Source organism: Amycolatopsis sp. NPDC104587, from assembly GCF_055583645.1.
Genome location: NZ_JBVJNO010000002.1, coordinates 44,338 through 70,409 on the forward strand (window position 1 = coordinate 44,338; position 26,072 = coordinate 70,409).

General features: G+C 72.0%; 21 protein-coding genes and 1 other RNA gene. 7 read left to right on the forward strand and 15 right to left on the reverse strand.

Annotated features, from left to right (window positions below; genetic code table 11):
* Window positions 1-366: 366 nt before the first annotated feature.
* From ACZ61C_RS04620 to ACZ61C_RS04670, 11 genes are all read right to left on the reverse strand, one after another.
* Complete coding sequence (locus tag ACZ61C_RS04620; RefSeq protein ID WP_465304177.1) at window positions 367-1,353, reverse strand: C40 family peptidase; 987 nt, start codon at window positions 1,351-1,353, stop codon at window positions 367-369.
* Window positions 1,354-1,370: 17 nt separating this feature from the next.
* Window positions 1,371-1,973 carry a hypothetical protein gene (locus ACZ61C_RS04625; RefSeq protein ID WP_465302870.1) on the reverse strand — a complete coding sequence of 201 codons (603 nt, stop codon included), beginning with the start codon at window positions 1,971-1,973 and terminating at the stop codon, window positions 1,371-1,373.
* 3 nt (window positions 1,974-1,976) lie between these two features.
* Window positions 1,977-4,061, reverse strand: coding sequence for a magnesium transporter (locus tag ACZ61C_RS04630; RefSeq protein WP_465302872.1), 2,085 nt, complete (start codon window positions 4,059-4,061; stop codon window positions 1,977-1,979).
* Window positions 4,058-7,030 (reverse strand): ATP-binding protein, encoded by a 2,973-nt coding sequence (locus ACZ61C_RS04635; RefSeq protein ID WP_465302873.1) that lies wholly within the window; start codon window positions 7,028-7,030, stop codon window positions 4,058-4,060. Before ACZ61C_RS04635 ends, ACZ61C_RS04630 begins: the two co-directional genes overlap by 4 nt.
* Window positions 7,031-7,033: 3 nt before the next feature.
* Window positions 7,034-7,519, reverse strand: a complete 486-nt coding sequence (locus tag ACZ61C_RS04640; RefSeq protein ID WP_465302875.1) for a hypothetical protein — start codon at window positions 7,517-7,519, stop codon at window positions 7,034-7,036.
* A 12-nt stretch (window positions 7,520-7,531) separates the two neighbouring features.
* A complete protein-coding gene (locus ACZ61C_RS04645) occupies window positions 7,532-7,798 on the reverse strand; it encodes a hypothetical protein (protein WP_005166545.1) in 267 nt (88 codons plus the stop codon).
* A gap of 450 nt (window positions 7,799-8,248) precedes the next feature.
* Window positions 8,249-9,103: an SCO6745 family protein gene (locus ACZ61C_RS04650; protein WP_465302878.1), complete on the reverse strand. Its 855-nt coding sequence runs from the start codon at window positions 9,101-9,103 to the stop codon at window positions 8,249-8,251.
* A gap of 108 nt (window positions 9,104-9,211) precedes the next feature.
* Window positions 9,212-9,605: RNase P RNA component class A (gene rnpB / locus ACZ61C_RS04655), an RNA gene on the reverse strand.
* A 19-nt stretch (window positions 9,606-9,624) separates the two neighbouring features.
* Window positions 9,625-10,869, reverse strand: coding sequence for an NAD(P)/FAD-dependent oxidoreductase (locus ACZ61C_RS04660; protein ID WP_465302880.1), 1,245 nt, complete (start codon window positions 10,867-10,869; stop codon window positions 9,625-9,627).
* On the reverse strand, window positions 10,866-11,672 hold the full coding sequence (locus tag ACZ61C_RS04665) for a ferredoxin (RefSeq protein ID WP_465302882.1): 807 nt from the start codon (window positions 11,670-11,672) through the stop codon (window positions 10,866-10,868). The genes ACZ61C_RS04660 and ACZ61C_RS04665 overlap by 4 nt, the downstream gene beginning before the upstream one ends.
* A gap of 8 nt (window positions 11,673-11,680) precedes the next feature.
* Window positions 11,681-12,349 carry a DUF4142 domain-containing protein gene (locus tag ACZ61C_RS04670; RefSeq protein ID WP_465302884.1) on the reverse strand — a complete coding sequence of 223 codons (669 nt, stop codon included), beginning with the start codon at window positions 12,347-12,349 and terminating at the stop codon, window positions 11,681-11,683.
* 247 nt (window positions 12,350-12,596) lie between these two features.
* Here ACZ61C_RS04670 and ACZ61C_RS04675 point away from each other — a divergent pair, with 247 nt between their 5' ends.
* The 4 genes from ACZ61C_RS04675 (at window position 12,597) to ACZ61C_RS04690 (ending at window position 19,013) form a co-directional block, all read left to right on the forward strand.
* Window positions 12,597-13,175, forward strand: a complete 579-nt coding sequence (locus tag ACZ61C_RS04675) for a sigma-70 family RNA polymerase sigma factor (RefSeq protein ID WP_465302886.1) — start codon at window positions 12,597-12,599, stop codon at window positions 13,173-13,175.
* Between the two features lie 581 nt (window positions 13,176-13,756).
* Window positions 13,757-16,546 (forward strand): AAA family ATPase, encoded by a 2,790-nt coding sequence (locus tag ACZ61C_RS04680; protein ID WP_465302888.1) that lies wholly within the window; start codon window positions 13,757-13,759, stop codon window positions 16,544-16,546.
* 31 nt (window positions 16,547-16,577) lie between these two features.
* A complete protein-coding gene (sfnG, locus tag ACZ61C_RS04685; protein WP_465302890.1) occupies window positions 16,578-17,690 on the forward strand; it encodes a dimethylsulfone monooxygenase SfnG in 1,113 nt (370 codons plus the stop codon).
* 81 nt (window positions 17,691-17,771) lie between these two features.
* Complete coding sequence (locus ACZ61C_RS04690; protein ID WP_465302892.1) at window positions 17,772-19,013, forward strand: SLC13 family permease; 1,242 nt, start codon at window positions 17,772-17,774, stop codon at window positions 19,011-19,013.
* Window positions 19,014-19,120: 107 nt separating this feature from the next.
* On the opposite strand, the gene ACZ61C_RS04695 is transcribed toward ACZ61C_RS04690, so the two are convergent.
* The 4 genes from ACZ61C_RS04695 to ACZ61C_RS04710 form a co-directional block, all read right to left on the reverse strand.
* On the reverse strand, window positions 19,121-20,863 hold the full coding sequence (locus ACZ61C_RS04695; RefSeq protein ID WP_465302894.1) for a hypothetical protein: 1,743 nt from the start codon (window positions 20,861-20,863) through the stop codon (window positions 19,121-19,123).
* A gap of 183 nt (window positions 20,864-21,046) precedes the next feature.
* Window positions 21,047-22,174: a bifunctional RNase H/acid phosphatase gene (locus ACZ61C_RS04700; protein WP_465302896.1), complete on the reverse strand. Its 1,128-nt coding sequence runs from the start codon at window positions 22,172-22,174 to the stop codon at window positions 21,047-21,049.
* The gene (locus tag ACZ61C_RS04705; RefSeq protein WP_465302898.1) at window positions 22,171-22,908 is read right to left on the reverse strand and encodes a zinc ribbon domain-containing protein; all 738 of its coding nucleotides are present in this window, start codon (window positions 22,906-22,908) and stop codon (window positions 22,171-22,173) included. The genes ACZ61C_RS04700 and ACZ61C_RS04705 overlap by 4 nt, the downstream gene beginning before the upstream one ends.
* 9 nt (window positions 22,909-22,917) lie before the next feature.
* Window positions 22,918-23,739: a Nif3-like dinuclear metal center hexameric protein gene (locus ACZ61C_RS04710; protein WP_465302900.1), complete on the reverse strand. Its 822-nt coding sequence runs from the start codon at window positions 23,737-23,739 to the stop codon at window positions 22,918-22,920.
* A gap of 266 nt (window positions 23,740-24,005) precedes the next feature.
* Between ACZ61C_RS04710 and ACZ61C_RS04715 the strand changes: the two genes are divergently transcribed.
* Genes ACZ61C_RS04715 through ACZ61C_RS04725 form a run of 3 tightly spaced genes read left to right on the forward strand, consistent with a single transcriptional unit; the run spans window position 24,006 to window position 25,989 of the window.
* On the forward strand, window positions 24,006-24,467 hold the full coding sequence (locus tag ACZ61C_RS04715; protein ID WP_465302902.1) for a low molecular weight protein-tyrosine-phosphatase: 462 nt from the start codon (window positions 24,006-24,008) through the stop codon (window positions 24,465-24,467).
* A 60-nt stretch (window positions 24,468-24,527) separates the two neighbouring features.
* A complete protein-coding gene (locus ACZ61C_RS04720; protein WP_465302904.1) occupies window positions 24,528-25,358 on the forward strand; it encodes an SURF1 family cytochrome oxidase biogenesis protein in 831 nt (276 codons plus the stop codon).
* A 10-nt stretch (window positions 25,359-25,368) separates the two neighbouring features.
* Window positions 25,369-25,989 (forward strand): FMN-binding negative transcriptional regulator, encoded by a 621-nt coding sequence (locus tag ACZ61C_RS04725; RefSeq protein ID WP_465302906.1) that lies wholly within the window; start codon window positions 25,369-25,371, stop codon window positions 25,987-25,989.
* Window positions 25,990-26,072: the final 83 nt, after the last annotated feature.

Below are 26,072 nucleotides of genomic sequence, written 5' to 3' on the forward strand. Positions count from 1 at the left end.
CGCCAGCGCCGCGTGCTCGGCGTGGAACTGGGCCAGCAACGCCGCCATCTGGTGCTGCCAGGGCAGGGACATCCCCTCGGCCAGCGAGCGCGGCAGCACCACGTACCCCTGGTCGACGCCCGGGTACCCCTGGCTCAGCTGGTCGGCGAGCGGGGTGCTGGACGCGGGGCGAGCCGACTGCCGGGGCGGCTGGGGCGCGCCGAACAGCGACGCCGGGTCCTGGGGCTCGCCCGCGCCGGACTTGCCGCGCTTGCCGAATTTCCGTCCCACGTGCTCATCCTCTGCCAGTACGCGGCCACCTGCTCGTGGAAGCGCCGCGACGTCGGGTGAATCGGCCGATTCGTGTCAAGGCCCTCGCGCCCCATGCTAAACGCCGGGGCGGACCGCCTGCGGCACCACTTCACGCTCGTCGAACGAGAAGTCCCGGGTGTGCACCGGCACGCCGGTCTGCTGGGCCTCGACGACCTTGCCGTCGCCGAGGAACATCATCACGTGGTGGATCGTGTTCGGGTTCGACGGATCCGTCGCGAGGAACAGCAGGTCACCGGGCTGCGCCTCGCGCACCGGCAGCATCGCGCCCGCGTGGTACTGGTCGCGCGAAACCCGCGGCAGGATGATCCCCGCCGACTCGTACGCGCGCAGCATCAGGCCCGAACAGTCGTACGAGTTCGGGCCCGTGGCGCCCCACACGTACGGTTTTCCCTGCTCGCCCAGCGCGAAACTGATCGCCTTGGCCGCGGCCTGGCTCGGCGGCAGCAGCTGGCCCAGGCCGGTGCCGCAGGCGACGACGTCGACGACCTGCCCGACGTTCTCCACCAGCTTCGCCGCCATCGGCTCCCACTTGTGGTACCGGTCCGGGAAGCCCGAGCGCTCGACGGCCTGCGCGGCGTCGCCCGGGCGCTTGTTCTCCCAGTCCGGCACCGCGAGCAGGACGTCGTAGAACTTGTTGACCGCGTACGTCGGGTTGGTGACCTCGGCGATCGAGCCCCAGCCCATCGACGGGCGCATCTGGAAGATCCCCTGCGAGTCGCGGTCACCGTAAGTGAGGTTGTGCAGGCCCGACTCGGTCATCCCGGCCTGGATCGCGACCTGCCAGGCGCGCGGGGCCAGCGTCCGCTGCTTGCCGATCGAGACGATCAGCGCGACGATCCCGCGCTGCTCCTCGTCCAGCTTCGAGGCGTCGACGGCGCCGCGCTCGCCCTGGCCGGGCTGGGTCGGCCCGACCGAGGCGTCGCAGCTCTGCAGGGACACGCCCCTGGCCTGCGCCTGCTGGTTGTCGATGACCACCTTGGCGGCGACGGCGGTGACGATCAGGGCGCCGATCGCGACGAACACGATCAGCCCCAGCCACACCCCCAGCCGCCGCACGGTCAGCTCGCCTGGTCGTAGTCGGCGACGCGCCAGCCCGCGTTGGTGTTGACCACCGTGATGGCGAGCTTCGGCCCGTCGGTGGGGATCGTCAGCTGCACCGAGCTGGTGTAGGACGTGCCGACCGTCGGCTCACCGGTGACCTTCGTCGCCGGGACGTTCGCCGGGTCGACCGACGACATCACCGGCAGGTACTCCTCCGTCGTGAACGGCTTGAGCTGGGCCAGCCACTGCTCGGACGTGATGCCCGCCGGGTGGTTCACCCAGGCCGCGGCCCATTCCTTGGCGACGCGGACGGCGTCGGCGTTCGGCGCCGCCGAGGTCGGGGTGGCCAGCGGTGTGGACAGCCGCGTCGGCAGGTTGGACGTCGGCACCGGCGCGGCGACGCCCGGCGGTGTCGCCGTCACCGACGTGGTCGTGGTGCCGGTGGCCGGGGACGCCTTCGCCTGCGGCTTGCCGATCGCCTTCGGCAGCACGATGCCGAGTGCGGTGACGAGGATCGCCAGGAAGACCAGCGTGCCGATGAGGTGGCGGGGCGAGCGCAGCGGCCACCCCCACAGGCGGCGGTAGACCGCGGCGCGGCCGCGGTTGGTCCGGATCGGCATCCGTCACCGCCCCATCACTTGGTCGGTCTCACGCGGTTCCTCACGGACTTCGATGCCGCGCGACGGCCGGTACAGCACGAAGACCGGCTTGCCGGCGACCACTTCGGGGTCGACCCGCCGCGGCTGGGCGCGCACCCCCGGCGTCCGCGGCGCTTCCTGCGCGGCGTACCCGTTGAACTCGGCTTCGGGGGCCCGCAGGTCCGAAGGTACGACGACGGGCTCGGGCTCGTCGTTCCACCGCCGGTCGGCGACCGGCGAGGTGTCGACCCGCCGGCTCTCCTCACCCCGGAGCGTCGGACGACCACCGGGCCCGACGACGACGTAGTCACCGCCGTCGCCGTTCGCCGGGTTGTACTGCCCGAACACGGGCGAGCCGGGGCGGCCGCCCGCGGGCAGGGCGCCGGCCGGACCGCCGTTGATGGCGCCCGGCCAGGCGCCGGACCAGGCCGCGGCCGGCCGGGACGCGCCCGAGCCGTTGTCGAGGCGCTGGGCGTTGGCGAAGATCGTGGCCTCCGGCCGGAAGCGGCCACCCCCGGCGGTCGCGCCGAGCGGCCCGCGCTGCTCGCCGTCGACGACGTCGTCGGTCTCGCGCACGTGCTGCCAGAACTCGTCCTGGGGGGTCGGGCCGTTTTTGTTGCGCCGGAAGCGGGAGAAGATCCCGCCGCCGGGCGACGGCACGGCGGCGCCGACCATGCTGACCGACATCTCCACCATCTGCCACAGCCGCCGCACCGGTCGCCCGACCATGAACAGCAGCACGGTGATGAGCCCGGCGAGGACCATCTGCGTGAGCATGTTCAGCGAGTTCCCGGCGTCGAAGATCGCTTGCAGCAGCAGCGCGTGCACGCCGGCGAGCACCGAGAGCACAACGAGGTTGAATGCGACCCCGCCGGCGACCTTGAGCACGCGGCGCAGGATCTCCGGGTGCAGCAGGGCGATGAGCCCGATCAGCGGCGCGGTGAGCGCGAAGAGGCGGATCAGGACCTGGGCGAGGAGGACACTCGCCTTGGCGAGGAGCTGGAAGAGCGAGTAGACGAGGGCCTGGCCGAGGGAGAGGAAGCCCGCTCCGGTGCGGCCGCCGGCTTCGCCGGTGAAGTAGCCGGTGGCGGGGCCGAGTTTGGTGGAGATGTCCTTGTAGGCGTTCTTCTTGCCGTCGATGACGGACTGGTTCCCGTCGTCGCCGCTGCGCAGCTGCGCCCACGTGAACGCCTGCGCGTCGAGCAGCGGGCGCCCGAACTGCTCGGCCTGCGGCGCGGTCGGCGAGCCGAACTCCCCGCGCACCCAGTTCTTGTAGACGATCTCGTTGTGCAGGTTCGTCGGCAGCACGTGCCGGATGACGCGGTCGTTCGAGTCGTCGACGAACCCGGCCTGGATGTTCGTCGTGGTCTGGACGATCGCTTTGTCGATCGGGTCGAAGTACCGCAGCATCGCCAGTGACGACGCGGCGAGCCAGACGCCCGCCAGCGCGTACAACGCCCGTTTGCTGACCGCGGCGAGATCGCCGCGCCAGATGTTGCGGAACAGCATGATCGACATGACGAGCGCGACCAGCCCGAACAGCTGGGCGTAGATGTTGTTGTAGACCTTCTCCGCGCCGGACTTCACCGCGCTGTAGAGCGGGTTGAGCAACCCTCCCTCGAGCACGGTGTAGTGCAGCGAGTTCGTCGCGCCGACGATGTTCTTGCCCAGGTTGAACAGCTGGTTGCCGCCCCAGGTGTCGAGCGTCGAGCCGGCCGGGGTCAGGTTCAGCGCCGTGCAGTTCGTCTCGAAGGTGTTCCAGACGAACCCGGCGTAGCTGTAGTCGACGTAGGCGCTGCCCGCCTCGCCGTGGCCTTCGGCGGGGTCGATCGCGCCGACCATGCCCGCGCCCGGCCGTTCCGGGTTGGGAGCCTCACCGCAGGCCGCCGCGCTGGCCGCGGGGGCCGTGGCGATGGCCTGCAGGCCCAGGACCAGCATGACGGCGAACATCGTCGCCTTGCGGCCCGGGGTGCGCCGCCCCGGCCGCGGACCTTCCTTGATCCGCCGCTTCAGCGCCTGCCACCCGGCGGCCAACGTCAGCAGGACCGCCAGCGTCAGCACGGTGTTCATGCGGCGTCCCGGCCGGTGCCGCCCTTTCCGCCGGTGCGGGCGTGCTCCTGGCCGCCGTGGCCGTTGGACGGCTGGACGCCGCCCTCCACTTCGCCGGTCTCGGCCGCCAAGGGGTCCGGGGCTCCCAGGAGGTTCTCGTCGGCCAAGCCGACCTCCAGTTCCGCCGCCAGCTCGAAGTCCTGCTCCAGCTCGATGTCGTCCTCGGGCGGGGAGGCCACGAACGGCTTCTCCGGCGTTGCGTTCGGCGGAAGCGCCAGCTCGTTGCCCGGACGCCGTGACGGCGCCGCGTCCTTCGAACCCGGGGTCGTGTCCATCACCGCGCGGAGATGGTCGAGGTGCGGGCCGGAGAAGTCGACGCGGATGCGCTCCACCCCTCCCGCGCCGTCGCCGAAGATGAACTGACGGGGCTCGACGTCGCGCTCCAGGCCGCGCTGGGCGGCTCCCGGGCGGCGGCCCAGGGCCGCCACCACCTGCTCGTACCCCACACCGACCGGGACCTTCAGCAGCCGCAGCGCGTCGGCCTGGGCGTCGTCGTCGTCCAGGCGGCCGACGAACACCGAGTCCAGCAGGGTCACGAACCCCTGGATCTTCAGGAAGTCCGCCGGGATCTGGGACGACAGCAGCACGCGGACGTTCCACTTGCGCGAGTCACGCGCGAAGCGGTTCATCAGCACGCGGCCGGTCGGGACCTCGGACAGGAAGAACGCCTCGTCGATCCAGACGCCCTTGCGCATCTCCTTCGGCTTCTCGTACACCGACCGCTGGGTCAGCCACGCCGCCAGGTTCAGCATCTCGACGCCGAGGGACTCCGCGTCCGTCCAGTACTCGCGGGGGACGCCGTCCTTCGGGAGGGTCAGGCCGGCCATCGTCAGCACCGTCAGCCGGTCGTCACGGGTTTCCGAGTACGGGTCCGCGTCGGCTTCCGGGATGAGCAGCGCCATCCGCTCGCGCATCTCGTCAAGGAAGTCCGCGACGACGCTCGCGTGCTCGTGGTGTTCCGAAGAGTCCCGCCGCAGCGCGTCGATGACCTGGCCCGGGTCGGCGTCGAACCGGCCCCCGACCGTGCGGACCGCGCGCAGCAGCACGATCCGGGTCTGCGCCATCCGCGACACCTCGTACGGCAGCACACCGGTCAGGACGTCCAGCACGAGACGCCGTCGAGTCGCGCCGGCCAGGGCCTTCTCCCGGCGCCAGGAGCGCTCGGGGTCGTCCTCGTCCATGAAGTGCTCGATCAGCGGCTCGGCGACCACCCGGTACGGGTTCAGGATCCCGGGCTGGGCGTTGAGCAGGTTGATCGGCCGCGCGTAGGGCCGCAGCTCCGGCAGGTCGCACAGCCGCGACAGCGGGCCGGACGGGTCGAGGATCGTCCAGCTCGCGCCCGCGCGCAGGGTCTTGTAGACGATGCCGCCGCCGAGGAACGACTTGCCGCCACCCAGGCCGGCGACCATCGCCGTCAGGCCCGAGCCGTCGCGGATCTCCTGGGCCATCCACGGGTCCCAGGCCACCGGGCGCCGGGTCGCCGTGCACGTCTCGCCGAGCAGGATGCCGCGGCGGTCGCCGACCTCCGCCGTCGCCGTCGGGACCGCCGAGGACGCCCAGACCACCGAGCCGCGGCGCATGTACGCCGCCGAGGCCAGCGGCTCGCCGGGGATGAACTCCCGGGCCAGCGCGTACTGGGCCTCGGGGTGCTCGATGGCGATCTTCGGCTTGTAGAGGTCGAGCAGCTGCTGGGCCAGGCGCAGCGCGTCCCGCTCGGTCGGGCCGGACACCGCCAGCCGCCACCAGGAGCGCACGCGGGTGGCGAGCGCGGTGAAGCCCGACGTCATCTCGTCGTCGATCTCCAGCACGCGCCCGGCCTGGCGCGACAGCGACTGCGGCGGCTCCAGCTCGTGCTCGTCGGTGTAGTGCTTGACCTGCGAGCGCACCTTGTTCATCTGGCGCTGCAGCTCGTTGGCGACCTCTTCGGGGCGCCGGACGTAGATGCGCGCGGACACCTCGACCGCGGCCGGCAGGCGGTCGGCGTGCTGGATCCACGGGTCGTCGACCTCGGGGATCTGCAGGCCGTGCATCTGCCCGACGGTGAGGATCGCCAGGTGCCGCGAGACGCCGGCGTTGGAGCCGGTCCGGCCGCGGACGGTCACCGTCGGCGCGTACGGGTCGGCGTAGTAGTCGGCGGCGTCGGTGAAGCTGGCCAGGTCTTCGGGCTCCCAGGCCGCACCCGGCACCGCGGGCATGTTCCGCGGCGCGGGCAGGCCGAGCGAGCACGAGCGGTGCATCAGCCAGGACATCTCCTCGGCGTGCACCGGACGGCCTTCCAGCCCGGCGCTGCCGATGACCTGGTCGAGGTGCTCGACCTCGGAGTCCAGCGCGGTCAGCTCGGCGTCGACGGCCTCGGGCAGGATCTTGCGCAGCACCGGCGCGGCCCGCTCGACCGCGCGGTCGACCATCCGCCGGGTCTGCACCTGGACCCCGATGTAGACCTCTTTTTCGGCCATCGAGCGGCCCATGAGCTGCTGCTGCTCGCCGATCAGGTAGTCGTCGAACGACATCGCGCCCGGGACGTCCTGGGGACGGCCGTGGGCGTTGTAGACGTGCGCCTCGGCCCACATCCGGATCGGGTACGGCCGGTTCGTCACGCGCAGGTGCAGCCAGCGGCCCTGCAGCTCGGCGTACTGCCCGGCGATGGCCGCGACGAGGTCACGGCGTTGCGAGTCCGAGCGGAACGACCAGCGCTGCGGCGCGAGCCGGTACCAGGCGTAGACCTCGAAACCGGTGCGCACCAGGTGACCGTCGATGCTGCGCACCGCGATCGACGGGGTGTACGCGGGAATGGCCTGCTCGCCGGTCAGGCGCCGGCCGCCCTTGCCGCCCGAGCCGTTCCGCGCCGCGCGGACCTGCTCGGGCGGTTGCCACGCGCCCGGGTGAGCGTCCCGACCCTGCTTTCCTCGGCTACCGCCGCGACCGAACAACGACTACCTCCCGGCCCGAGCCGCACTGCTGCGGCTCCGGCGCGCTCGTGGTGTTCCCTGGGTGAACTCCGCCGCACCCGGCGGCACGCCGTGGTGCTGGTACTGCCGCCTTCGGCGGTGCTTCGGCAACGGGCGGGTCGCCCGCACCCGGACGCGGCTGGCGCTGACCGCGCCGCCCGTGCCCGTGGTCACCTCTCTGGGGGCGTTGAGCTCGCGCCCGGCCATCGCGACCACGGCGCCGAGCGGGCGCTCGTGGCTGATCTTGGCCGTGAGCAGCCGGGTGATCACGATGGTGGCGATGAACGCCCACGCCGTCGAGAAGAACCCGAAGCTCCACCCCGCCCAGCGTTCGACGCCGAGGACGACGAAGAACGCCGGGATGCCGATGAGCCAGGCTACGTACCGGGCCCTCCAGGGAAAAGTCGCTTTCGGCGGGCCGAGCCACACGGCGTCGACCCGGTAGACCTCGTCATCAGTCCTGATGCGCACGCCGGTTCCGCCTCAGCCCGTGAACAGGCCGGCGATCCACTGGCCCACGTTGACGCCGGCGCCGCTGACCGCGAGCCCGATGATCGCGAGCGCGATGACCACGCCGGCGAGGCGCCGCATCACGCCGGCGTTGTCGCCCTTGCCACCGCCCAGCCACAGCAGGAGGAGGGCGACGGCCAGCAGCACCAGCGGAATGATGTTGTCGATCAGCCAGGTGCGCACGTTTCCCGTGCCCAGCTCGCCGGCGGCCAGCGTGTCGAGGGTGGTCAAGGTCATCATCGCGATACTCCCGGTGCGCGGTGGGGCCCGCGCGGCTCTGGCTCAGGCGGTGCTTCGAACAACATCATGGCGGCTACGAGGGGTAGTGGTCAAAGCGCGCTGCGTAGAGGACGGCTGCCTTGTCAACCGGCGTGGCGCGCGTGGCGCACGAAAACTCCACGCCCACCATCATCGCGGCAAGGGCCCTCGGGTTAAAGCCCGGGCACCCATACTTCTCAGTGTGCTGACGAACTCACTCCATTGCCCGGGATTTGCTCACTGTGGGTACTTACGCCGTGGCCGTTGTGCGGCCGGGAACAGTGTGACATGACCCGAACGGCCCTGTCGCGCGAGTCCGCTCCGTAACAGCCCCTCGGCCGGTCCGGAGGGATGTCGATCTTCACCGTCGCCGCCGTCCGTCACAGGGCGCTCAGAACCTCACAGGATTTTCACTACATAGCGTGATCTTGGTCAGGATCGTCGCTGTGCGAAGACACCCGCGGGGAACGCGCCGGCCTCGACGACGCGGGCGCTGAGGCCGCGGCAGAGCTCTTCGAGCCGGACGGTCTTCTCGGGGCCCAGGTGCTCCCACGGCCCGCGCGCGGCGGCCTCGGTGGCGATCTCCACGCGGTCGCGGACGGCGGCGCCTTCCTCGGTGAGCGCGCCGTCGGCGTCGAAGAGCCCGCGGTCGCGAAGACCGGCTTCGGCGGCGGCCCACTGCTCGTCGCTCCAGCCGCGGGTCCGCTTCGCCGCCTCGGTGGTGAAGCCACCGCCGGTCGCGACGTGCGTGACGACGGCTTCGACCCCGCTCAGGCCGTTGAGCACCAGCGCGGCGAGGTGGCCGTCCCCGCGGTGCTCGCGCAGCAGGGTGATGGCGTGCCAGAGGACGAGGTGCGGCTCCCCCGGCCAGCCCAGGCCGGCGTGCGCCGCGTACAGGGGACGGCCTTCGCCGTGACAGCCGGCCGAGGCTTCCCGGGCGAGGTCCGCGGCTTCGGCGACGTCGTCACCCTTGACGTGGTCACCGAGCAGCCGGGTCAGCGCCTGGTCGACGCCCTCGAGCCGCGCGTCGAGCACCTGGTCGGGGGTCGCCAGGGTCCAGGCCCGCGGGATGGTCCGGGCGACGACCTCGGGGTTGAAGTTGTAGAAGGTCGCGGCGACGACCTCGGGCCCGACGGCGCCCATGGCGGCCGAGCGCCCGGCGAAATACGGCATCCGCCCCGGCCGCAGCCCGATGCCGGTGAGCGCCGCGTCGACTTCGGGTGCGAAGTACGCAAAGGCGTGCAAGGAGTCGAATGCCCGCTTGAACCGCTTCTCGTCGCCCGCCATGACCGCACCCTACTACCGGGTAACCACCGCTGGCGAGGCTCCGGCCGTCGTGAGTGGTAATTCGGGTTAGAACCCTAATTGCCACTCACGACCAGCTGCGGAAGGAGGCGGACGAGCTGGCATGTAAGCCGGATCCTGTTCCCCGGTCGCCTCGCGGCTCGCGGGGCGGCGGCCATCCATCTCGGCCTGCCGTCGCCGGCAGGCTCCAGCGGCCTACCCGCAGGCTCGGACGGGCCGTCCTCGAACGCCTGCGCAGGAGCTCGCGCTCCCTCTTGGCCTTGCTCCGGGTGGGGTTTACCTAGCCGTCCCGGTCGCCCGGGACGCTGGTGGTCTCTTACACCACCGTTTCACCCTTACCCCCGTCCGAAGACGGGGGCGGTCTGTTCTCTGTGGCACTGTCCCGCGGGTCACCCCGGGTTGCCGTTAGCAACCACCCTGCCCTGCGGAGTCCGGACTTTCCTCGGACCGGGTCGCCCCGGCTCGCGACCGCCCTGCCAGCTCGTCCGCCGGAAGATCGTAGCTCAGTACCCGGCCACGGCCCCGCTGTGGTGGCGCGGCCGGACCTCCGGCGGCGGTGGCTCGTCCCGGCCGGGCGCGGGGTGCTGGCGGGCGAGCTCGGCGGTCCAGTGCAGCACCGCTGCCGGGCTGTCCAGGCCGATGAGGCCGACCAGCCGGCCGCCGCGGACGAACCCGGTGATCGGCCGGGTGCCGGCGACCGGTGACTCGAGCAGGACGGTGTCGGTGCCGAGGGCCGGCCGCCCGGCGACCTGGATGCGGACGCCGTGCTGCTCGGACCAGAAGCGCGGCACCGGCGTGTAGGCCGGGGAACCTTGCGGGCCGGTGAGGAGGTTCTCGGCGGCGACACGGCTCATCTCGACGGCGTTGAGCCAGTGTTCGTCCCGTTGCGGCGTGGGCTCGTAGCGGAGGTTGGGCCAGCGGGCGACGTCCCCGGCGGCGACGATCGTGGCCGACCCGACGACGTGACACGTCGGTCCGCACACCACACCGTCGTCGAGGGGCAGCTTCGCGCCGCGCAGCCACGAGACGGCGGGGACGCTGCCCACCGCGACCACGACGCACGCGACGTCGACCGCCCGGCCGTCGGCGAACTCGAGCCCGACCGAGGTCGGCGAGGGGCGCCAGCGGCGGATGGTGGTGCCGAGCTCGAGGTGGACCCCGCGGGCGGTGTGCAGCGCGGTGAGCCAGTCGCCGATGTCGGGGCCGAGGACGTCGGTCATGAGCGCCCGCGCGCGGCCGAAGAGGATGACGTCGCGGTTCATCTCGCGAAGGCTCGAAGCGACTTCGCAGCCAATGAAGCCGTCACCGACGACCGCCACCGGCCCCGGGTTGCCGGCCAGGGCGCGCTGGAGGGCCGTGGTGTCGGACAGCGTGCGCACGACGACGACCCGCGGGTGGCCGTGCGGCGCGCCCGGCATCCGCCGCGGCTCGACGCCGGTGGCGATGACCAGGCCGTCGTAGCGCAGCTCCTCGTCCCGCAGGTGGACGACCTGACGGTTCGGCGACACCGCGGTCACCGGCGTGTCGAAGCGCCACTCGGCGTCGACTTCGAGCGGGTCGACGAGCAGCGTGTCGGCGCGGCTGACCGCGCCGGTGAGCAGCTGCTTCGACAGCGCCGGCCGGTGGTAGGCGACGTCGGGCTCGGCGCCGATGACAACGACCTCGCCGTCGAACCCGAGCTCGCGCAGCCGTTCGGCCGCGCGCAGGCCGGCGAGGCCGGCTCCGGCGATGACGATCCGTTCGCTCATCGGGTGGCTCCCAACAGGTGGATGGCTCGCATGGGACAGGCGCGCGCGGCGGCCTGGACGTTCGGCGCCTGGCCGGCCCCCGGTCGTTTCTCGTACTCGAGGTGCCCGTCGTGGCCGAGCTGGAAGACCCCGGGCGCCTCGGCCTGGCAGACCCCGTAGGCGTGGCAGCGCCGGCTGTCGACGTCGACGTGCAGCCCGGCCGGCTCCGGCTCCTCGGGCGCCGGCTCGATCAGCCCGGCGCGGACGAGGGCCGACGTCGGCAGCACCCGCAGCACCGAGAGCACCACCGGCGGGACGAGCAGCGTGATGCCCGCGAGCCAGACCACCGCCAGGTGCCCGGCGGAGATCGCGCCGAGCCAGGCGTGCACCGCGAGCAGCCCGATGGCGAGGTAGCCGAGCTGGTGGAAGCGCAGCCAGCGGCCTTCGCGGGCGCCGCGGCGCAGCCCGGCGGTGACCGACACGGCGATGACGAGCTCGAGCCCGGCGATGCCGAGCGCGTGCCGCGGGGTGCCGTCGTAGAAGGGCACGAGCAGGTCGGTGACGCCGAACGGGTCGTCCTCCAGGAAGAGGAACGTCAGCCCGTGCAGGGTGCCGGTGGCGAGGGTGAACGCCGAGAGCAGGACGTGCCCGGCGCGCAGGGCGTCGCGGCCGCTGAAACGGCGGACCCAGCCGGTGGCGGCGAGCACGCCCCAGCACAGCGCGAGGCACATGCAGAGGTAGGTGAGGCGGCCGGACAGCGCGGCGGCCTCGGCGATCCCGGTGTCGTGCGGCGACACCGGGACCAGCGCGGCGGATGGGGACATGGGCGGGCTTACCTCCGGGTGCGCGGCTGGGTCCTGCCGGGGGTTCCGAGCAGGCGGAGCAGGCCGAACGTGGCGACTGCGGCGAAAGCCACGAACACGGCCCCGAGCGCGAGGTCTTCGCCGCCGAGGCTGTTGTCCTCGGTGGCGGAGACGAGCAGGGACGTCGTCTCGGCGAGCCCGGTGCTCTCGAGGAGCGTCAGGTGGCCGAGTGCGGTGTCGACGGCGGTCTGGGCGAACGCGCGGACGTCGTCGTCGCGGGTGCCGGCGCGGACGTCGGAGGCGAGCGCGAAGAGGCTGCCGTACTCGGCGCGGACCCGGTTGACGTAGGCGCGGTCGAAGTCGTCGCCGGAGTCCGCGGCGAGCTCGTCCGCCCACGCGCGCTCCTTTCCGGTCGGCTCGGTCGGCAGCGCGTAGGCGAGCCGGTCGGCGACCGCGCGCAGGGCGACGTCGAGGCGGGCCTGGTCGTCGGCGATGCGGCCCGCGACGGCCTGCACCCGCCGGTTGGTGGCCCGCTCGGCGGCGAGCCTGCTGGCCGGCCCGGCCCACAGCGTGTGCTGCTTCAGCCGGGTCAGCAGGGTCCGGTCGGACTGCTGCAGCTCGCCGGCGGCGGCCGGGAAGGCCAGGCCGAGCACGAGCGCGGTCGTGGCGGCGAGCAAAGCCACGAATCGGAGCGGCATCCCCGTTGTCCCTTCGCGAAGTAGTCCTCACAGGGAGCTACGGGGAGAAGGTGCGATCCGGTTCTCACCGTCACCTTTTAGTGACTATGACGTGCATCACAAGACACAATTTGAACCCGTCTTCCATGATCACCGTGGCCGCCGCGCCCAATTGGGCAGGGAAACTAATGCATATGGCCTATTAAGTGTTTTTGCGCTACGCTCCAATGGCCCCACGGTCCGCCAGTCAGGTGAGGTTGCGAGCTTTATGGAAGCACTGGGCAGAGAAAGTCGCGGCCACGTCGGCTACGCCCCGTCCACCACCGCGGTCGCCGTCGCCCCCAGCTCCGCGGATGACCTGGTTCCGTTGCTGTACAAGGACTTCCGCGCCACACTGTTCGCACAGGTGTTGTCCCTGACCAACTATGACCGGCAGTGGACCGAGGATGTGGTGCAGGAGACCATGATCCGCGCGTGGCAGCATTCCGGAACGCTCGAACGCGAGCCCGGAATGCTGCGCGGCTGGCTGCTCACCGTGGCCCGCCGGATCGTCATCGACGGCTGGCGAAACCGCCGGGTCCGCCCCCAGGAGGTCGCTCTGGAGATCCCGGAAAACGCCGAGTCCGCCGATCATGCGGACAGTTCGTTAGCCGCACTAACGATTACCCAGGCATTGGTGGAACTCGACGAGAAATACCAGTCCGTCATCACCGAGACCTACCTCGCCGGAAACACCGTCCGGCAGGCGGCAACAATTCTGGGAATTCCCGAGGGAACCGTGAAGTCGCGGTTGTACACGGCGATGCGGCAATTGCGGAAGGCGCTCGGGGAAGTGGCGGTGCGATGAGGGGGAGGCACGCCGACGCCGCGGCTTACGAGCTCGGTGTCCTCGACGATCCGGCGGAGTTCGAAGAACACCTGCGGGACTGCGTCCGGTGCCGGGAGCTGCGCACCGGGTTCGCGCCGGTGTCGGCGGCGCTGGCGGAGGCGGTCCGGCTCGGCTACCTGCCGCTCGGCGGTGCTCCGCCGGCTCCCGGGCCTTCGGTGGCGACCGGGCCTCCAGTGCCGATCGGACCGCCGGCGGCTCCCGGGTCTCCGACGGCTCCCGGGCCTCCAGTGGCGGCCCGGCACCCGGTGACTCCCCCGGCAGCTACCCGTCGCCGAGCGACGGCGCCGCCCGGCGGCGGAAGCCCTGCGTCTTCGCCGGCCGCCGCGCCTCTACGGCCGGAGTGCTCCTGCTACTGGTCGCGGTGGCCCTGACGGCCCTCTGCGCGGTCCGGCCGGCCGGCGGGAAGATCCGGTTCGCATCGGCTGCGTGCATCGTCTCCCCTGCTCAGGTCGTGGCCGGCACCGGCGTTGACCTGCGGAATCTCCCGCGGTCGGCCGGTTTCCAGTAGTCTGCCCCAACCCAACATGAAAGTCCTTACGGTGGATACCGAAGTAAATTCCGAGCACCCCGTCAGCGGGGCTTCGGTACCGAAGCGTCCCGCTCCGCGGCTCCCCGGCCGCGAGCCCGAGCTCAGCCGCCTGACCAGCCTGTTCCCGGTCGCACTCGGCGGCACGGCCGCCAGCGCCGTGCTGGTCGGCGAGTTCGGCATGGGCAAGAGCGCCACGCTGCACGCCGCCGCGGCACTGGCTGCGGACGCCGGCTTCACCGTCGCGACCGCCACCGGGTCCCGGCTGGAGAGCCACCTGCCCGGCGGGCTCGCCCGTCAGCTGGCCGGCGCGCTGGACGAACCCGGCGCACCCCGCCCGGCCTTCACCGAGCAGTGCGGCCCGGCCGGCGAGAGCGAAGCGCTCGAGCACTTCTTCCGCCTCGTCCGCGACGCGACCGACCGGGGCCCGCTGCTGCTCGGCGTCGACAACGTGCACCTCGCCGACGCCTGGTCCATGCGGTGCCTGGCCTACATCCGCAACCGCGTCCTCGACCTGCCGGTGTTGATCATACTCACGTCCCTGACCGGCCACCCGCCGCACCGGGACGTCGCGCTGCTGGAGATGGCGGGCTGCACGCCGGCCAGCATCACGCTGCACGGCCTCGGCGACGCGGCCGCGGCGGAGATCCTCGGCCTGGCTCCCGGCGAACTCGCCACCGCCTGCCGCGAGTCGACCGGCGGCAACCCGTACCTGCTCAACGCGCTGCGCCCGCGGCTACTGCCCGGCGCGGACCCGCGGGAGCTGGGCTCGTCGCTGATCGGGCAGGTGCTGCACACGCGGATGAAGGAGTTCCCGCACGCGCCGGCCATCCTGCACGCGGCCGCGATCCTCGGCGAGGACGCGGGCTTCGACCTGCTGGCCCAGCTCGCCGGGGTCGACGAGTTCGACGCGGTGCAGGCGATCGACACGATGGTGCGGCTGCACCTGCTGCACAACAGCAGCCGACCGGCGCTGACCCTGCCGTTCGTGCGCAACTCCGTGCTGCGGGACATGCCGAAGACGACACGGGCGGTCAACCACGCGCGGGCGGCGAAGCTGCTCTCGGAGGCGAGCGCGCCGACCGAGCGCGTCGCCGCGCACCTGCTGGAAGCGACGTCGATCCGGATCCCGTGGGGCGTGGACGTGCTGCGGATGAGCGCGCGGATCGCCGTGTTCTCGGGCCGGCCGGAGCTGGCCACGCGGCACCTGCGGCGGGCGCTGGAGGAGCGGCTGACGTCCGGGCGCCGGGTCGCCGTGCTGCTGCAGCTGGCCCACGCCGAGTTCCAGCTCGACCCGCCGGCCGCGGCCAAGCGGGTGCGGGAAGCCGTCGACACGATCGGCAACCGCGACACGGCCGCGTTCATCGCCACCGCGATGCTCCTGTCGCTCTGCGGTGGCCAGGACGCCCGGCTCGCGATCAGCGCGGCCGGCCAGATCGCCGCGCGGCTCGACGCGGGCGGGCCGGACGCCGTCTGGCCGCTGCTGTGCATGACCTACCTCGCCGAGGCCGGCAGCCGGCTCGGCCCGCCGCCGGAGTTCCGCGACTTCGAGGAGCAGTGGACGCCGCTGACCGACGCGGCGGCGCAGCGCAGCCGCTCGGCGTTGCTGGCGCTCGACGCCGTCCGAAGCGGCGAGTCCGCGCAGGACGCCGTCGGGCACTTCGCCGGCGCCCTGAGCGGAGACGACGGGGAGCTCTTCGAACAGCACTACTTCTTCACCCTGGCCACGGCGGTGCTCGCGGACGAGCCGGCGCACGTCGACCGGCTGTGCCGGGTCCTCGACGTCGAGCGCGAGCCGTGGGACGTGCACGTGCCGCACGGCGCGTTGCCCACCCTGGCTCGGGGGATCGCGTTGCAGGCCAGCGGCGACCTGCAGCGCGCGAGCGTCCACTTCGAGTCGCTGCTGCGCCGGTTCGACGAGCGCGGCGGGACGACGACCTGCCCGGTCGGCGTGCTGTGCGCGGCGAAGCTCATCGAGTGCTGGGTCGACCTGGGCCGGTTCGAAGCGGCGACGTCGCTGCTGGACCGGATGGACTTCGTCGCCAGCCAGGGCCTGTTCACCCACACCTACCTGCTGTACGCGCGAGGCCGCCTGCGCGTCGCGACCGGCTACACGCGCTTCGGGTTCGAGGACCTGCTCAGCTGCGGCCGCCGGCTCGCCCACCACGGCATGCGGTTCCCGGGGTTCGTGCCGTGGCGCGCGCACGCCGCCCGCGCGGCGCTGGCGCTCGGCCAGGCCGACGACGCGGCCCGGCTGGCCGAAGAGGACATGAACGCGTCGGCCCGCTGGGGCGCGGCACGCCCGCTGGGCACCGCGCTGACGACGATCGGCCTGGTCCGCGAAGACGACGAAGCCGAGCGGGCGCTGACCAAGGCGATCACGACGCTGCGCTCGTCGCCGGCGCGTCTGCAGCTGGCGACGGCGCTGACCGAGCTGGGCACGCTGCAGTCGCGGCACGGCCAGTCCGAGAAGGCCATCGAGACGCTGCGGCAGGCCGTCGAGCTGAGCGAGCACTGCGGAGCGCGTCCCCTCGCGCGGCGGGCGGCCGAGGAGCTGCGCTCGTCCCGGCGGGCGCTCACCCCGGCGAAGGACAACGAGCACGGCCTGACGCGGCAGGAGAACCGCATCGCCGTGATGGCCGCGCAGGGCCTGACCAACCGCGAGATCGCGACGGCGCTGCACCTCACCCGGCGGACGGTGGAGCTGCACCTGTCCGGCGCGTACCGCAAGCTCGGCATCCCCGGCCGCGCGGAGCTCAGTGGCGCGCTGGCGAAGTCTTCTCAGCGCTTGGACGCGCGTTGACCCCTCCCGGGGTCGTTGCTCTACTCGGGGCATGTCGCTCGAAGAGCCGTTGAAATTCGCCTACTGGGTCCCGAACGTGAGCGGTGGCCTGGTCACGTCCGACATCGAACAGCGGACGGACTGGGGCTACGAGTACAACAGAGACCTCGCGGTGCTCGCCGAGAACAACGGCTTCGAGTACGCGCTCTCGCAGGTGCGCTACACCGCCAGCTACGGCGCCGCCTACCAGCACGAGTCGACCGGGTTCAGCCTCGCGCTGCTGCTCGCGACGCAGCGGTTGAAGGTGATCGCGGCCGTCCATCCTGGACTGTGGCACCCGGGTGTGCTGGCCAAGTTCATCGCCAGCGCCGACGTCATCTCCGGCGGCCGCGCCGCGGTGAACGTGGTGAGCGGCTGGTTCAAGGACGAGTTCACCGGCCTCGGCGAGGCGTGGCTGGAGCACGACGAGCGTTATCGCCGGTCGGAGGAGTTCATCCGGGTGCTGCGGGAGCTCTGGACGAACGACCACGCCGAGTTCCGCGGTGACTTCTACCGGATCCACGACTTCGACATCAAGCCGAAGCCGGTCGCCGCGCCGCACCCGGAGATCTTCCAGGGCGGCAACTCCACGGCCGCGCGCAAGCTCGCCGGCCGCGTCTCGGACTGGTACTTCAGCAACGGCAAGGACTTCGACGGTTTCAGCGAGCAGGTCGCCGAGGTGCGCGGGTACGCGGCGGAGAACGACCACACCGTCCGATTCGGACTGAACGGCTTCCTCATCGCCAGGGAGACCGAGAGTGAAGCCAAGAACGTGCTGCGCGAGATCGTCGAGAAGGCGAACAAGGACGCCGTCGAGGGTTTCCGCAACGCCGTGAAGCAGGCCGGGAAGTCCACTTCGGACACCAAGGGCATGTGGGCCGACTCGGAGTTCGAGGACCTCGTCCAGTACAACGACGGCTTCCGCACGAAGCTGATCGGCACGCCGGAGCAGATCGCCGACCGGGCGATCGAGTACAAGAAGCGCGGCGCTTCGCTGTTGCTGCTCGGGTTCCTGCACTACCTCGAGGACGTCGAGCACTTCGGCAAGCACGTGCTGCCGGTGATCCGCGAGAAGGAGAAGGATCTGGCACGAGGTGCTGCCACGCCGGAGCCGCTGGGCGTCTGAGCCCGGGCTCGCGGGGGCGCCCCCCGTCTTCCACGCTACCCGAGTGCACCGACAGAACCGGGGGCCGATTAGCGTGAGCTGGTGAACTTCTGGGCTGGGGCCGGCAGCCTGGCGCTGCTGGCCGGCGTACTGGTCTTCGCGATCGTGCGGCCGCGGGGCTGGCCCGAGGCCGTGGCCGCGGTGCCGGCCGCGGGGGTCGCGCTGCTGCTGGGCTGGGTCTCGCCCGCCGCGGCCGGGGCGCGGGCCGTCGAGATCCTCCCGACCTTGGGCTTTTTGGCCGCGATCCTGCTGTTGTCCTTTTTGGCCAGTGTCGACGGCGTGTTCACCTGGCTCGGCAACCGCCTGGCGGAGGCGTGCCACGGCAAGCCGCGCCGGCTGCTGGTGCTCACCTTCGCCGCGGCGGCCGGCGTGACGGCGGTCCTCAGCCTGGACGCCACGGTCGTCCTGCTCACCCCGGTCGTCCTGGCGACGGCGACGAGCCTGCGCCTGCCCGCGCGTCCGCACGTCTACGCGTGCGCGCACCTGGCGAACTCGGCGTCGACGCTGCTGCCGGTGTCCAACCTGACGAACCTGCTGGCCTTCGCGGCGTCGGGGCTGACGTTCGCCGGGTTCACGGCGCTGATGGCGCTGCCGTGGCTGGTCACCATCGGCATCGAGCTGCTGGTGTTCCTGCGGTTCTTCTCGCTGGACCTGCGTCCGCGCGAGACGGCGTCCCCTTCGCAGCACCTGGAGACACCGGTGTTCGCGCTGGTCGTCCTCGCGCTGACGCTGGTGGGGTTCGCGCTGGGGCCGCTCGGACACGTCGAGCCGGTGTGGATCGCGACGCTGGCGGCGGTGATCCTCGGCGTCCGGGCGCTGGCCTCGGGCAAGATCAAGCCGTGGCAGCTGGTGACGGAGGCGGCGCCGCAGCTGTGCCTGTTCGTGCTGGGCCTGGCGGTGGTGGTGGAGGCGGTCTCGGAGCACCTGCTCGGCGGCCTGCTGCGGTCCCTGCTGCCGACGTCGACGGGCCTGGCCGAGCTCCTGCTGGCGGCCGCCGTGGCGGCGTTGCTGGCCAACCTGGTCAACAACCTCCCGGCGACGCTGATCCTGCTGTCGGTCCTGGGCCCCCACCCGGCGGCGGGAGTGCTGCTGGCGGTGCTCCTGGGGGTCAACATCGGGCCGAACGCGAGTTACCTGGGTTCGTTGGCGACGCTGTTGTGGCGCCGGACGCTCCCGGCGGCCCCGTCGGCGAAGACGTTCCACGCGCTCGGGTTCATCACGACGCCGCTGTGCCTGGCCGCGGCGACCGTGGCGTTGTGGCTGGGCTTGAGCCTGGTGACGTAACTCGCAACCGACGTGATCGGAGCCGGATCTCGCGTGATTGAAGCCGGAACTGGCGAGATCCGGCTTCAATCACGCGAGTTACGGCTGGAATCACGCGAGTTCCGGACTCAGCCGGGCATCCTGATCGTCTGGCCCGGCTTCATCGTGGCCCCGCAGTCGTCCAGCGGTCCGCCGAAGCGGTCCGCCGCCACCTCCGGGATCGTCTTCGCCGCGTACTCCTGCGCCGCCTTCAGCTTTGCCGGGTCCGTCGCCGCGTCGCGGCGTACCCAGTCGCCGTTGCGCAAGCCCTCGATCGGCGACGAGTAGATCAGCACGTAGTCGCGGTCCAGGCGGGGGTCCAGCGCGATGCCGTTGCCCGCGGCCCACGGGCCCCACGAGTGGATGAACGTCGGCTTCACCGTGTCGAACACGTAGTCGCGCAGGCCCGCCAGGTTGTTGTCGTGGACCAGGTCGGCAATCGGCTTGTTGACCAGCCCCGCCATGTCCACCAGCTCCAGGCGGCTGGTCATCGACGAGCCACCGAGGTCGGGCAGCAGCAGGGACGCCTTCTGGATGCCCAGGATGTCCGCGTAGGTGTTGAAACCGCGGCCGAACCGGTCCGCCACCAGGCACGCCGTGATGTTCGGGTTCTTCGCGAACTTGTCCGCGGCCTGCGCGAACCCGACGGCCGACGGCACGAACGCGCCGACCAGGACCACGACGATCCCGACCCGCAGCAGCGCGCGGCGGTGCTTGAGCAGCTCGCCGGCCGACAGCGTGCCCGCGATGACCGCGAGCGCCCAGATCGGGCTGGCGAACCGGTGCTGGTACATCCAGTCGGCGACCATCACGCCGTACGCCACGACGCCGAGCCCCAGCGGCACCAGCAGCGCGATCAGCGAACGCCGCCACGGGGCCTTGACCAGCGCGAACACCACCACCAGCACCAGCAGGACCACGCCGGCCCAGCCGGCGTACTCGACCAGCTCGAACGGCCGCTTGACCGCGTCGAAGCCGGGCAGGCCCTGCTGCTTCGCCACCGACGGGTTGGCCAGCAGCCGCCCGAACTCGGCGTGCCGCCAGACGACGTACGCGCCGAACGGCACGGCGAACGCCGCCACCGACAGCAGCGCCAGCCGGAAGCTCTTCCAGAACAGGCCGCCGCGCAGCAGGAACAGCGCCGTCAGCGGGTACGCGCCCGCGTAGATCAAGCCTTCCGGGCGGGTCAGCGCGGCGAACGCCACCAGCACCCCGGCCCACAGCGCGACCTTCGGCGTCAGCAGCTTGTCCCGCTTCACCGAGACGAACAGCGTCACGCCCAGCGTCACGACCACAAACGCGAACAGCGAGTTCTCCAGGCCGGACACGACCCAGATGACGAACGACGGGATCGTCGCCAGTGTGAGGCCCGCGACCAGCGTGACCAGCCACGCGAAGCGCGTGAAGACCTGCTTCGCGGCGATGTAGCAGGCCGTCAGGATGCCGCCGGTGAACAGCAGGCCCAGCGCCTTCGGGAACAGCACGTAGTCGGGCAGGCCGAACAGCAGGCCGTGGTCGAAGAGGCCGACGAGCTTGCCGACGCCGAGCAGCACCATCCACGTCGGGTCGGAGAAGCCCTCGACCGGCGGCGCGCCCGGCTGCAGCACCGGGCCGAGGCCGTCGGCGAAGCTGCGCGCGTAGGAGAAGGTGATGGCGGCGTCGTCGACGATCCAGTGGCCGTAGCGGGTGGCGTGGGCGGCGACCGCCGCGACGCCGGCGAGCACGGCCAGCACCGGCGCCAGGCGCGCGCCCCAGCCGCGCGCGGTCGTGGCGGGCGCGGGGTCCTCGGGGACGTCGCTCTGGGAGGTCTCGCTGAGTGCGCTAGCCGTCATTTCCTCGTCACTGTTCCGCCCGCAGGCCTCTGCCGGTGGGATACGCACGAGCTGGCGCCCCATGAAGCGCGCCCGAGGCCGGGCCCGCCACCGCGGCGTCGCGGTCGAGACACTGTAGCCAATACCCCATCGGGGGTCGGCCACGCGTCGGCATTGAGCGTGATCCACCCCACATTTGGGTCGTCAGGCCAGGTGCGAGGTGTCGTTGACCAGCCGGACCGAAGCGTTGCCGTCCGGGTAGAACTCGACGATCGACAGCGACGCCAGATCGAGGTGCAGCCGGAACAGCAGCTGCGGGCCCGCGTCGAGGCCCATCCGGAGCAGCGTCTTGATCGGCGTCACGTGGCTGACCAGCAGCAACGTCTTCCCGCCGTGCTCGGCGATCAGCTCGTCGCGGGCCTTGCGGACGCGCCGGTGGACGACGTCGAAGCTCTCCCCGTTCGGTGGCGGCACCGAGCTGTCGCCCAGCCACGAGCGGTGCAGCTCGGGGTCGCGGTCGGCCGCTTCGGCGAACGTCAGCCCTTCCCAGTCGCCGAAGTCGGTCTCGATGAGGCCGGGGTGGGTCTCGACGCGGCCGCCGAGCGCGTCGGCGACGGCCTGCGCGGTCTGCTTGGTGCGGGTGAGCGGCGAGGCGATGATCGGGACGGCCTCACCGTCGACGACCAGGCCCTCGGTCGCGGCCAGCCGCTTCGCCGCCGCCGCGGCCTGCGCGCGGCCCAGCTCGGTCAGCGGGACGTCGCCGCGGCCGGAGTAGCGGCGCAGCGCCGACATCTCCGTCTGGCCGTGGCGCAGCAGGAGCAGCCGGGTCGGCGTGCCCTTCGCGCCGGTCCAGGCCACGGTCGCGCGGTCCGGTTTGCGGGTCGGCAGCTTCGGCGTCGCGGGCTTCCCGGCGGCGGGCTTGCCGGTCGCCGCGTCCATGGCTTCGTTGGCCAGCCGGTCGGCGTGGGAGTTCTCCGCGCGCGGGATCCACTCGTAGCGGACGCGCGTGAACCCGGCGGCCAGCTCCTTGGCGCGCTCGGCGAGCGGCTGCATGTCCGGGTGCTTGATCTTCCAGCGTCCGGACATCTGCTCCACCACGAGCTTCGAGTCCATCCGGACGTCCACAGTGGACGCTCCGAGCTCGGCCGCGGCGGCCAGCCCGGCGATCAGGCCGTTGTACTCGGCGACGTTGTTGGTGACGACACCGAGGCCTTCCTTGCGCTCGGCGAGCACCTCGCCGGACGCGGGGTCCTTGACCACCGCGCCGTACCCGGCCGGGCCCGGGTTGCCCCGGGAACCGCCGTCGGCTTCGACGACCACGTGCGACGTCACAGACCCGACTCCACGGTCCGGACCAGGATCGCGCCGCAGTTCTCGCACTGGACGACGTCGTCCTCGGGTGCGCCCTTGATCTCGTTGACGGTGTTGCGGTCCAGCTCCAGCTGGCAGGCGCCGCAGCGGCGGGCCCGCAGCAGCGCGGCGCCGATGCCCTTGTGCTCGCGGACGCGCTCGTACAGCTTGAGCAGCGGCTCCGGGAAGCGCGGCAGCAGCTTCGCGCGGTCTTCGTCGCGGCGCGCGCGGGTGGTGTCGAGGTCCTTGAACGCCTCGTCGCGGCGGACGACCGCGGCCGCGACCTCGGCTTCGGCCTTGTCGACCTCGGCGCCGGTGCGCTGCGCGTCCAGGCCCAGCGCCTCGCGCTGCTCCATCAGCTCCAGCAGGTCGTCCTCGAGGGCGCCCTGCCGGCGTTCGAGGCTCTGCAGCTCGTGCTCGATGTCGGCCATCTGCTTGGCGACGACCGTGCCGGACGCCAGGAGCTTGCGGTCGCGGTCTTCGCGGGCCCGCACCGACTCGATCTCCTTCTCCTGGCGGGCGATCTCGCGGTCGAGGTCGGAGGCGGCGGTCTCCACCGAAACGAGCGCGTCGCGGCGCTCGCGCGCCGTCTTCTCCCCGGCGTCGATCTCGGCCAGTTCGGGCAGGGTGCGACGGCGGTGCGCGGTGCGCGAGAGCTCGGCGTCCACCTTGGCGAGCTCGAGCAGCTGACGCTGCACGGCGGGTTCGGCCTTCACGGTGCTCCTCTAAATCGATGTGCGCTCGGCGCGGACGTTCCACGGGTCGGTGCACCGCGTGGAGACGGAGGTGTCGACGTTACCCGCAAACGCCCGCGCCACGACCGCCGAGGCTTGCCCGCACCAGGGCCATTCGGACGCCCAGTGCGTCAGCCCGACCAGCGCGGGCACCGGGCCCCGGGCCGCGATGTGCTCACCGGCGGGGTGATGCCGCAGGTCGGCGGTGACGAAGGCGTCGACACCGGCCGCGGTCGCCTGCTTCAGGTAGGAGTCCCCGGCCCCGCCGGACACGGCGACGGTGCGGATCGGGCGGTCGGCGTCGCCCGCCCCGAGCACGCCGGGCACGGTCGCGGGCAGCGCGTCGGCGACCCGCTGGACGAACATCGCGAACGGCTCGGCCTCGGGCAGCTCACCGAGGCGGCCGATGCCGGTGACGCCGTCTTCGTTCGGCTCGAGCGGGCCGGTCACGCGCAGGCCGATCGCCGCGGCCAGCGCGTCGGAGACGCCGGGGTCGGCGGAGTCGGCGTTGGTGTGCGCGCAGTAGAGGGCGACACCCTCGCGGATCATCCGGTGGACGAGCGCGCCCTTGGCGGTGTCGGCCGGGACGCCGTGCACCCCGCGCAGCAGCAGCGGGTGGTGCGCGACGATCAGCTGCGCGCCGATCTCGAGGGCTTCGTCGACGGTCTCGGTGACGGGGTCGACGCAGAACAGCACGCTGGTGACGGTTTCGGCCGGGTCGCCGCAGACGAGGCCGACGGCGTCCCACGACTCGGCGAGCGCGGGCGGGTACGCCTGCTCCAGCGCGGTGATGATTTCGGAAAGGGCGGGCACCCGGGGATCTTCGCACGGGCGCGGCGCCGGGCTAAGGGCGCTCCGGCGGCGTCGGACCGCCGCCGCCGCGAGCGCCGGGTGGGTTCGTCAGTTGCAGTTGCCGCAGCAGCCGCAGCCCTGACCGGTGCACTTCGAGCAGCATCCGTGCATGATCGCTTTCCTTCCGGTTCGCGTCCTCGCCCGATCGACGCTAAGTGGCGGGGCCGGGCGCCGGGTACCGCCGAGCGAGCGGGTGACCGGGTGAACCCGGTGGTTACGCTGGGGACGTGACTCACCTCGTCTTCGTCTGCTCCGGCAACATCTGCCGCTCCCCGATGGCCGAGCTCGTGTTCCGCGCGCGGCTCGAGGAGGCCGGTCTCGGCGACGCCGTCCGGGTGACCAGCGCCGGCACCGGCCCGTGGCACGCCGGGGAGTCCGCCGACAAGCGCGCCCGGGCGACGCTCAAGGCGCACGGCTACCCGACCTCGCACGTCGCCTCCGAGGTGTCGGACGAGGACCTGGCCGCCGACCTGCTGCTGGCCGCGGACGCCGGGCACGCCGAGTTCCTCCGCGCCCGCGTCGACGACCCGGCGAAGGTGCGGCTGCTGCGCTCGTTCGACCCGTCGGCGCCCGAAGGGGCCGAGGTCCCGGACCCGTACTACGGCGGTGACGACGGCTTCGAAGACGTCCTCGGCATGATCGAACGCTCGGTGCCCGGTTTGCTCGATTGGGTGCGTTCGCGGGGGTAGAAGTCACAGGTCGTGGAGGTCGGCGGGCGGCCCGGACCGGGTACGGCCTACCGTGGTGGGGTGCGGTTGCGGTTCCTGCTCAAGCCCGGGTGGCTGGCGCTGACGGTGGTGGTGTTCACCTTCGCCATCTGCTGCTTCACGCTGCTCTCGCCCTGGCAGTTCAGCCGCAACACCGAGCGCGAGCAGCAGAACTCCGCGCTGGAGGCGTCCTTCACCGCCGCCCCGCTGCCGTTCGCGCAGCTGCTGCCGCCGGGCGCCGTGCCCGGCCCGCACACCGAATGGCACCTCGTCACCATCAGCGGCCAGTACCTGGCGGACAAGGAAGTCGTCGCGCGGCTGCGGACCGTCCAGGGTGAGGGCGCCTTCGAGGTGCTGACGCCGTTGCGGACCACCGACGGCACGGTCGTGCTGGTCGACCGGGGGTACGTCCGGCTCGACAGCAAGTCCGGGGCGCTGCCGTACGCGGCCCCGCCGGCCGGGACCGTCCAGGTCACCGCGCGGGTGCGCGCCGACGAGGTCGACCCGAAGAACCGTGACGCCTTCGCCGACGCCTCCACCGGCGGGCAGCTGCAGAGCTACGTCGTCGACTCGAAGGTCGTCGCGCGGGCGGGCAAGCTCGACATCCGGCCGGGGTACTTCCAGCTCGACACCGGCCAGCCGGGCGTGCTGGGCGCGCTGCCGCTGCCGCAGACCGACTCCGGGCCGTTCTTCTCCTACGCGCTGCAGTGGATCGCGTTCGGCGCGATGGCCCTGCTGGGCTGGCTGTATTTCACCGTCCGCGAGCTGAAGCCGGGCGGCGCGCTGACCGAGCCGGCTTCGACGTCGACGCGTCGCAAGTCCGTCGCGGAGATCCTGGCCGAGGACGAGTACGCGGAAAGTGGTCCTCGGTGACACTCGGGTCATGCTGATCCACCCCTGGGACGCGGCCGAGGACGCCGAGTGGCGGGCGTGGCTGGCCGGGCACGACTTCGGCCAGCTCATCGCGGGCGGCACGGACCGCGACCTGCCGATGGTGACCCCGGCGCACTTCGCGTTCGACGGCGACCGGACGATCGTCACGCACCTGGCCCGCCCGAACCCGATCTGGCCGCTGCTGGAGGAGCACCCGCGAGCGCTGCTGACGGTGGTCGACGACTACACGTACATCCGCGCGGACTGGAACACGGCGGCCGGCGCGGACCCGGCGTTCGGCGTGCCGACGTCGTACTACGCGACGGTCCAGCTGGAGGGCGACGTGCGGCTGGTCGACGATCCGGCCGCGAAGGCGGCGTTGCTGGACAAGCAGTTGCGCCATTTCGAGACGGACGGGGCCCGGGCGCCGGTAAGCGCTTCCGACGCGCCGGACCGGCGGCTGCTGCCGGGGATCCGGGGGATCGAGTTCACGATCACGGGGGTCCGGGCGAAGTTCAAGTTCGGTGGGAACCGGACGGCGGAGGACCGGGAGCGGATCGGCGGGAAGCTGGCCGAGCGGGGTGGACGACTCGACGAAGAAGCCCTGACCCAGCTGAAACGCCGCAGCTGAGCGAGCGCGTCGGGCAGGATGAAGGTCATGACCGACCGCTTCGGAACCCGCCCGGCAGGTGATCCGGTGGTGATCCGCCGTGG

Excerpts from the sequence above, each read along its gene's own strand:
- ACZ61C_RS04625 (WP_465302870.1), bottom strand. The coding sequence starts at position 1,973 with ATGCCGATCCGGACCAACCGCGGCCGCGCCGCGGTCTACCGCCGCCTG.
- ACZ61C_RS04630 (WP_465302872.1), bottom strand. The coding sequence starts at position 4,061 with ATGAACACCGTGCTGACGCTGGCGGTCCTGCTGACGTTGGCCGCCGGG.
- ACZ61C_RS04645 (WP_005166545.1), bottom strand. The coding sequence starts at position 7,798 with ATGATGACCTTGACCACCCTCGACACGCTGGCCGCCGGCGAGCTGGGC.
- ACZ61C_RS04650 (WP_465302878.1), bottom strand. The coding sequence starts at position 9,103 with ATGGCGGGCGACGAGAAGCGGTTCAAGCGGGCATTCGACTCCTTGCAC.
- ACZ61C_RS04660 (WP_465302880.1), bottom strand. The coding sequence starts at position 10,869 with ATGAGCGAACGGATCGTCATCGCCGGAGCCGGCCTCGCCGGCCTGCGC.
- ACZ61C_RS04665 (WP_465302882.1), bottom strand. The coding sequence starts at position 11,672 with ATGTCCCCATCCGCCGCGCTGGTCCCGGTGTCGCCGCACGACACCGGG.
- ACZ61C_RS04670 (WP_465302884.1), bottom strand. The coding sequence starts at position 12,349 with ATGCCGCTCCGATTCGTGGCTTTGCTCGCCGCCACGACCGCGCTCGTG.
- ACZ61C_RS04675 (WP_465302886.1), top strand. The coding sequence starts at position 12,597 with ATGGAAGCACTGGGCAGAGAAAGTCGCGGCCACGTCGGCTACGCCCCG.
- sfnG (WP_465302890.1), top strand. The coding sequence starts at position 16,578 with ATGTCGCTCGAAGAGCCGTTGAAATTCGCCTACTGGGTCCCGAACGTG.
- ACZ61C_RS04695 (WP_465302894.1), bottom strand. The coding sequence starts at position 20,863 with ATGACGGCTAGCGCACTCAGCGAGACCTCCCAGAGCGACGTCCCCGAG.
- ACZ61C_RS04725 (WP_465302906.1), top strand. The coding sequence starts at position 25,369 with ATGCTGATCCACCCCTGGGACGCGGCCGAGGACGCCGAGTGGCGGGCG.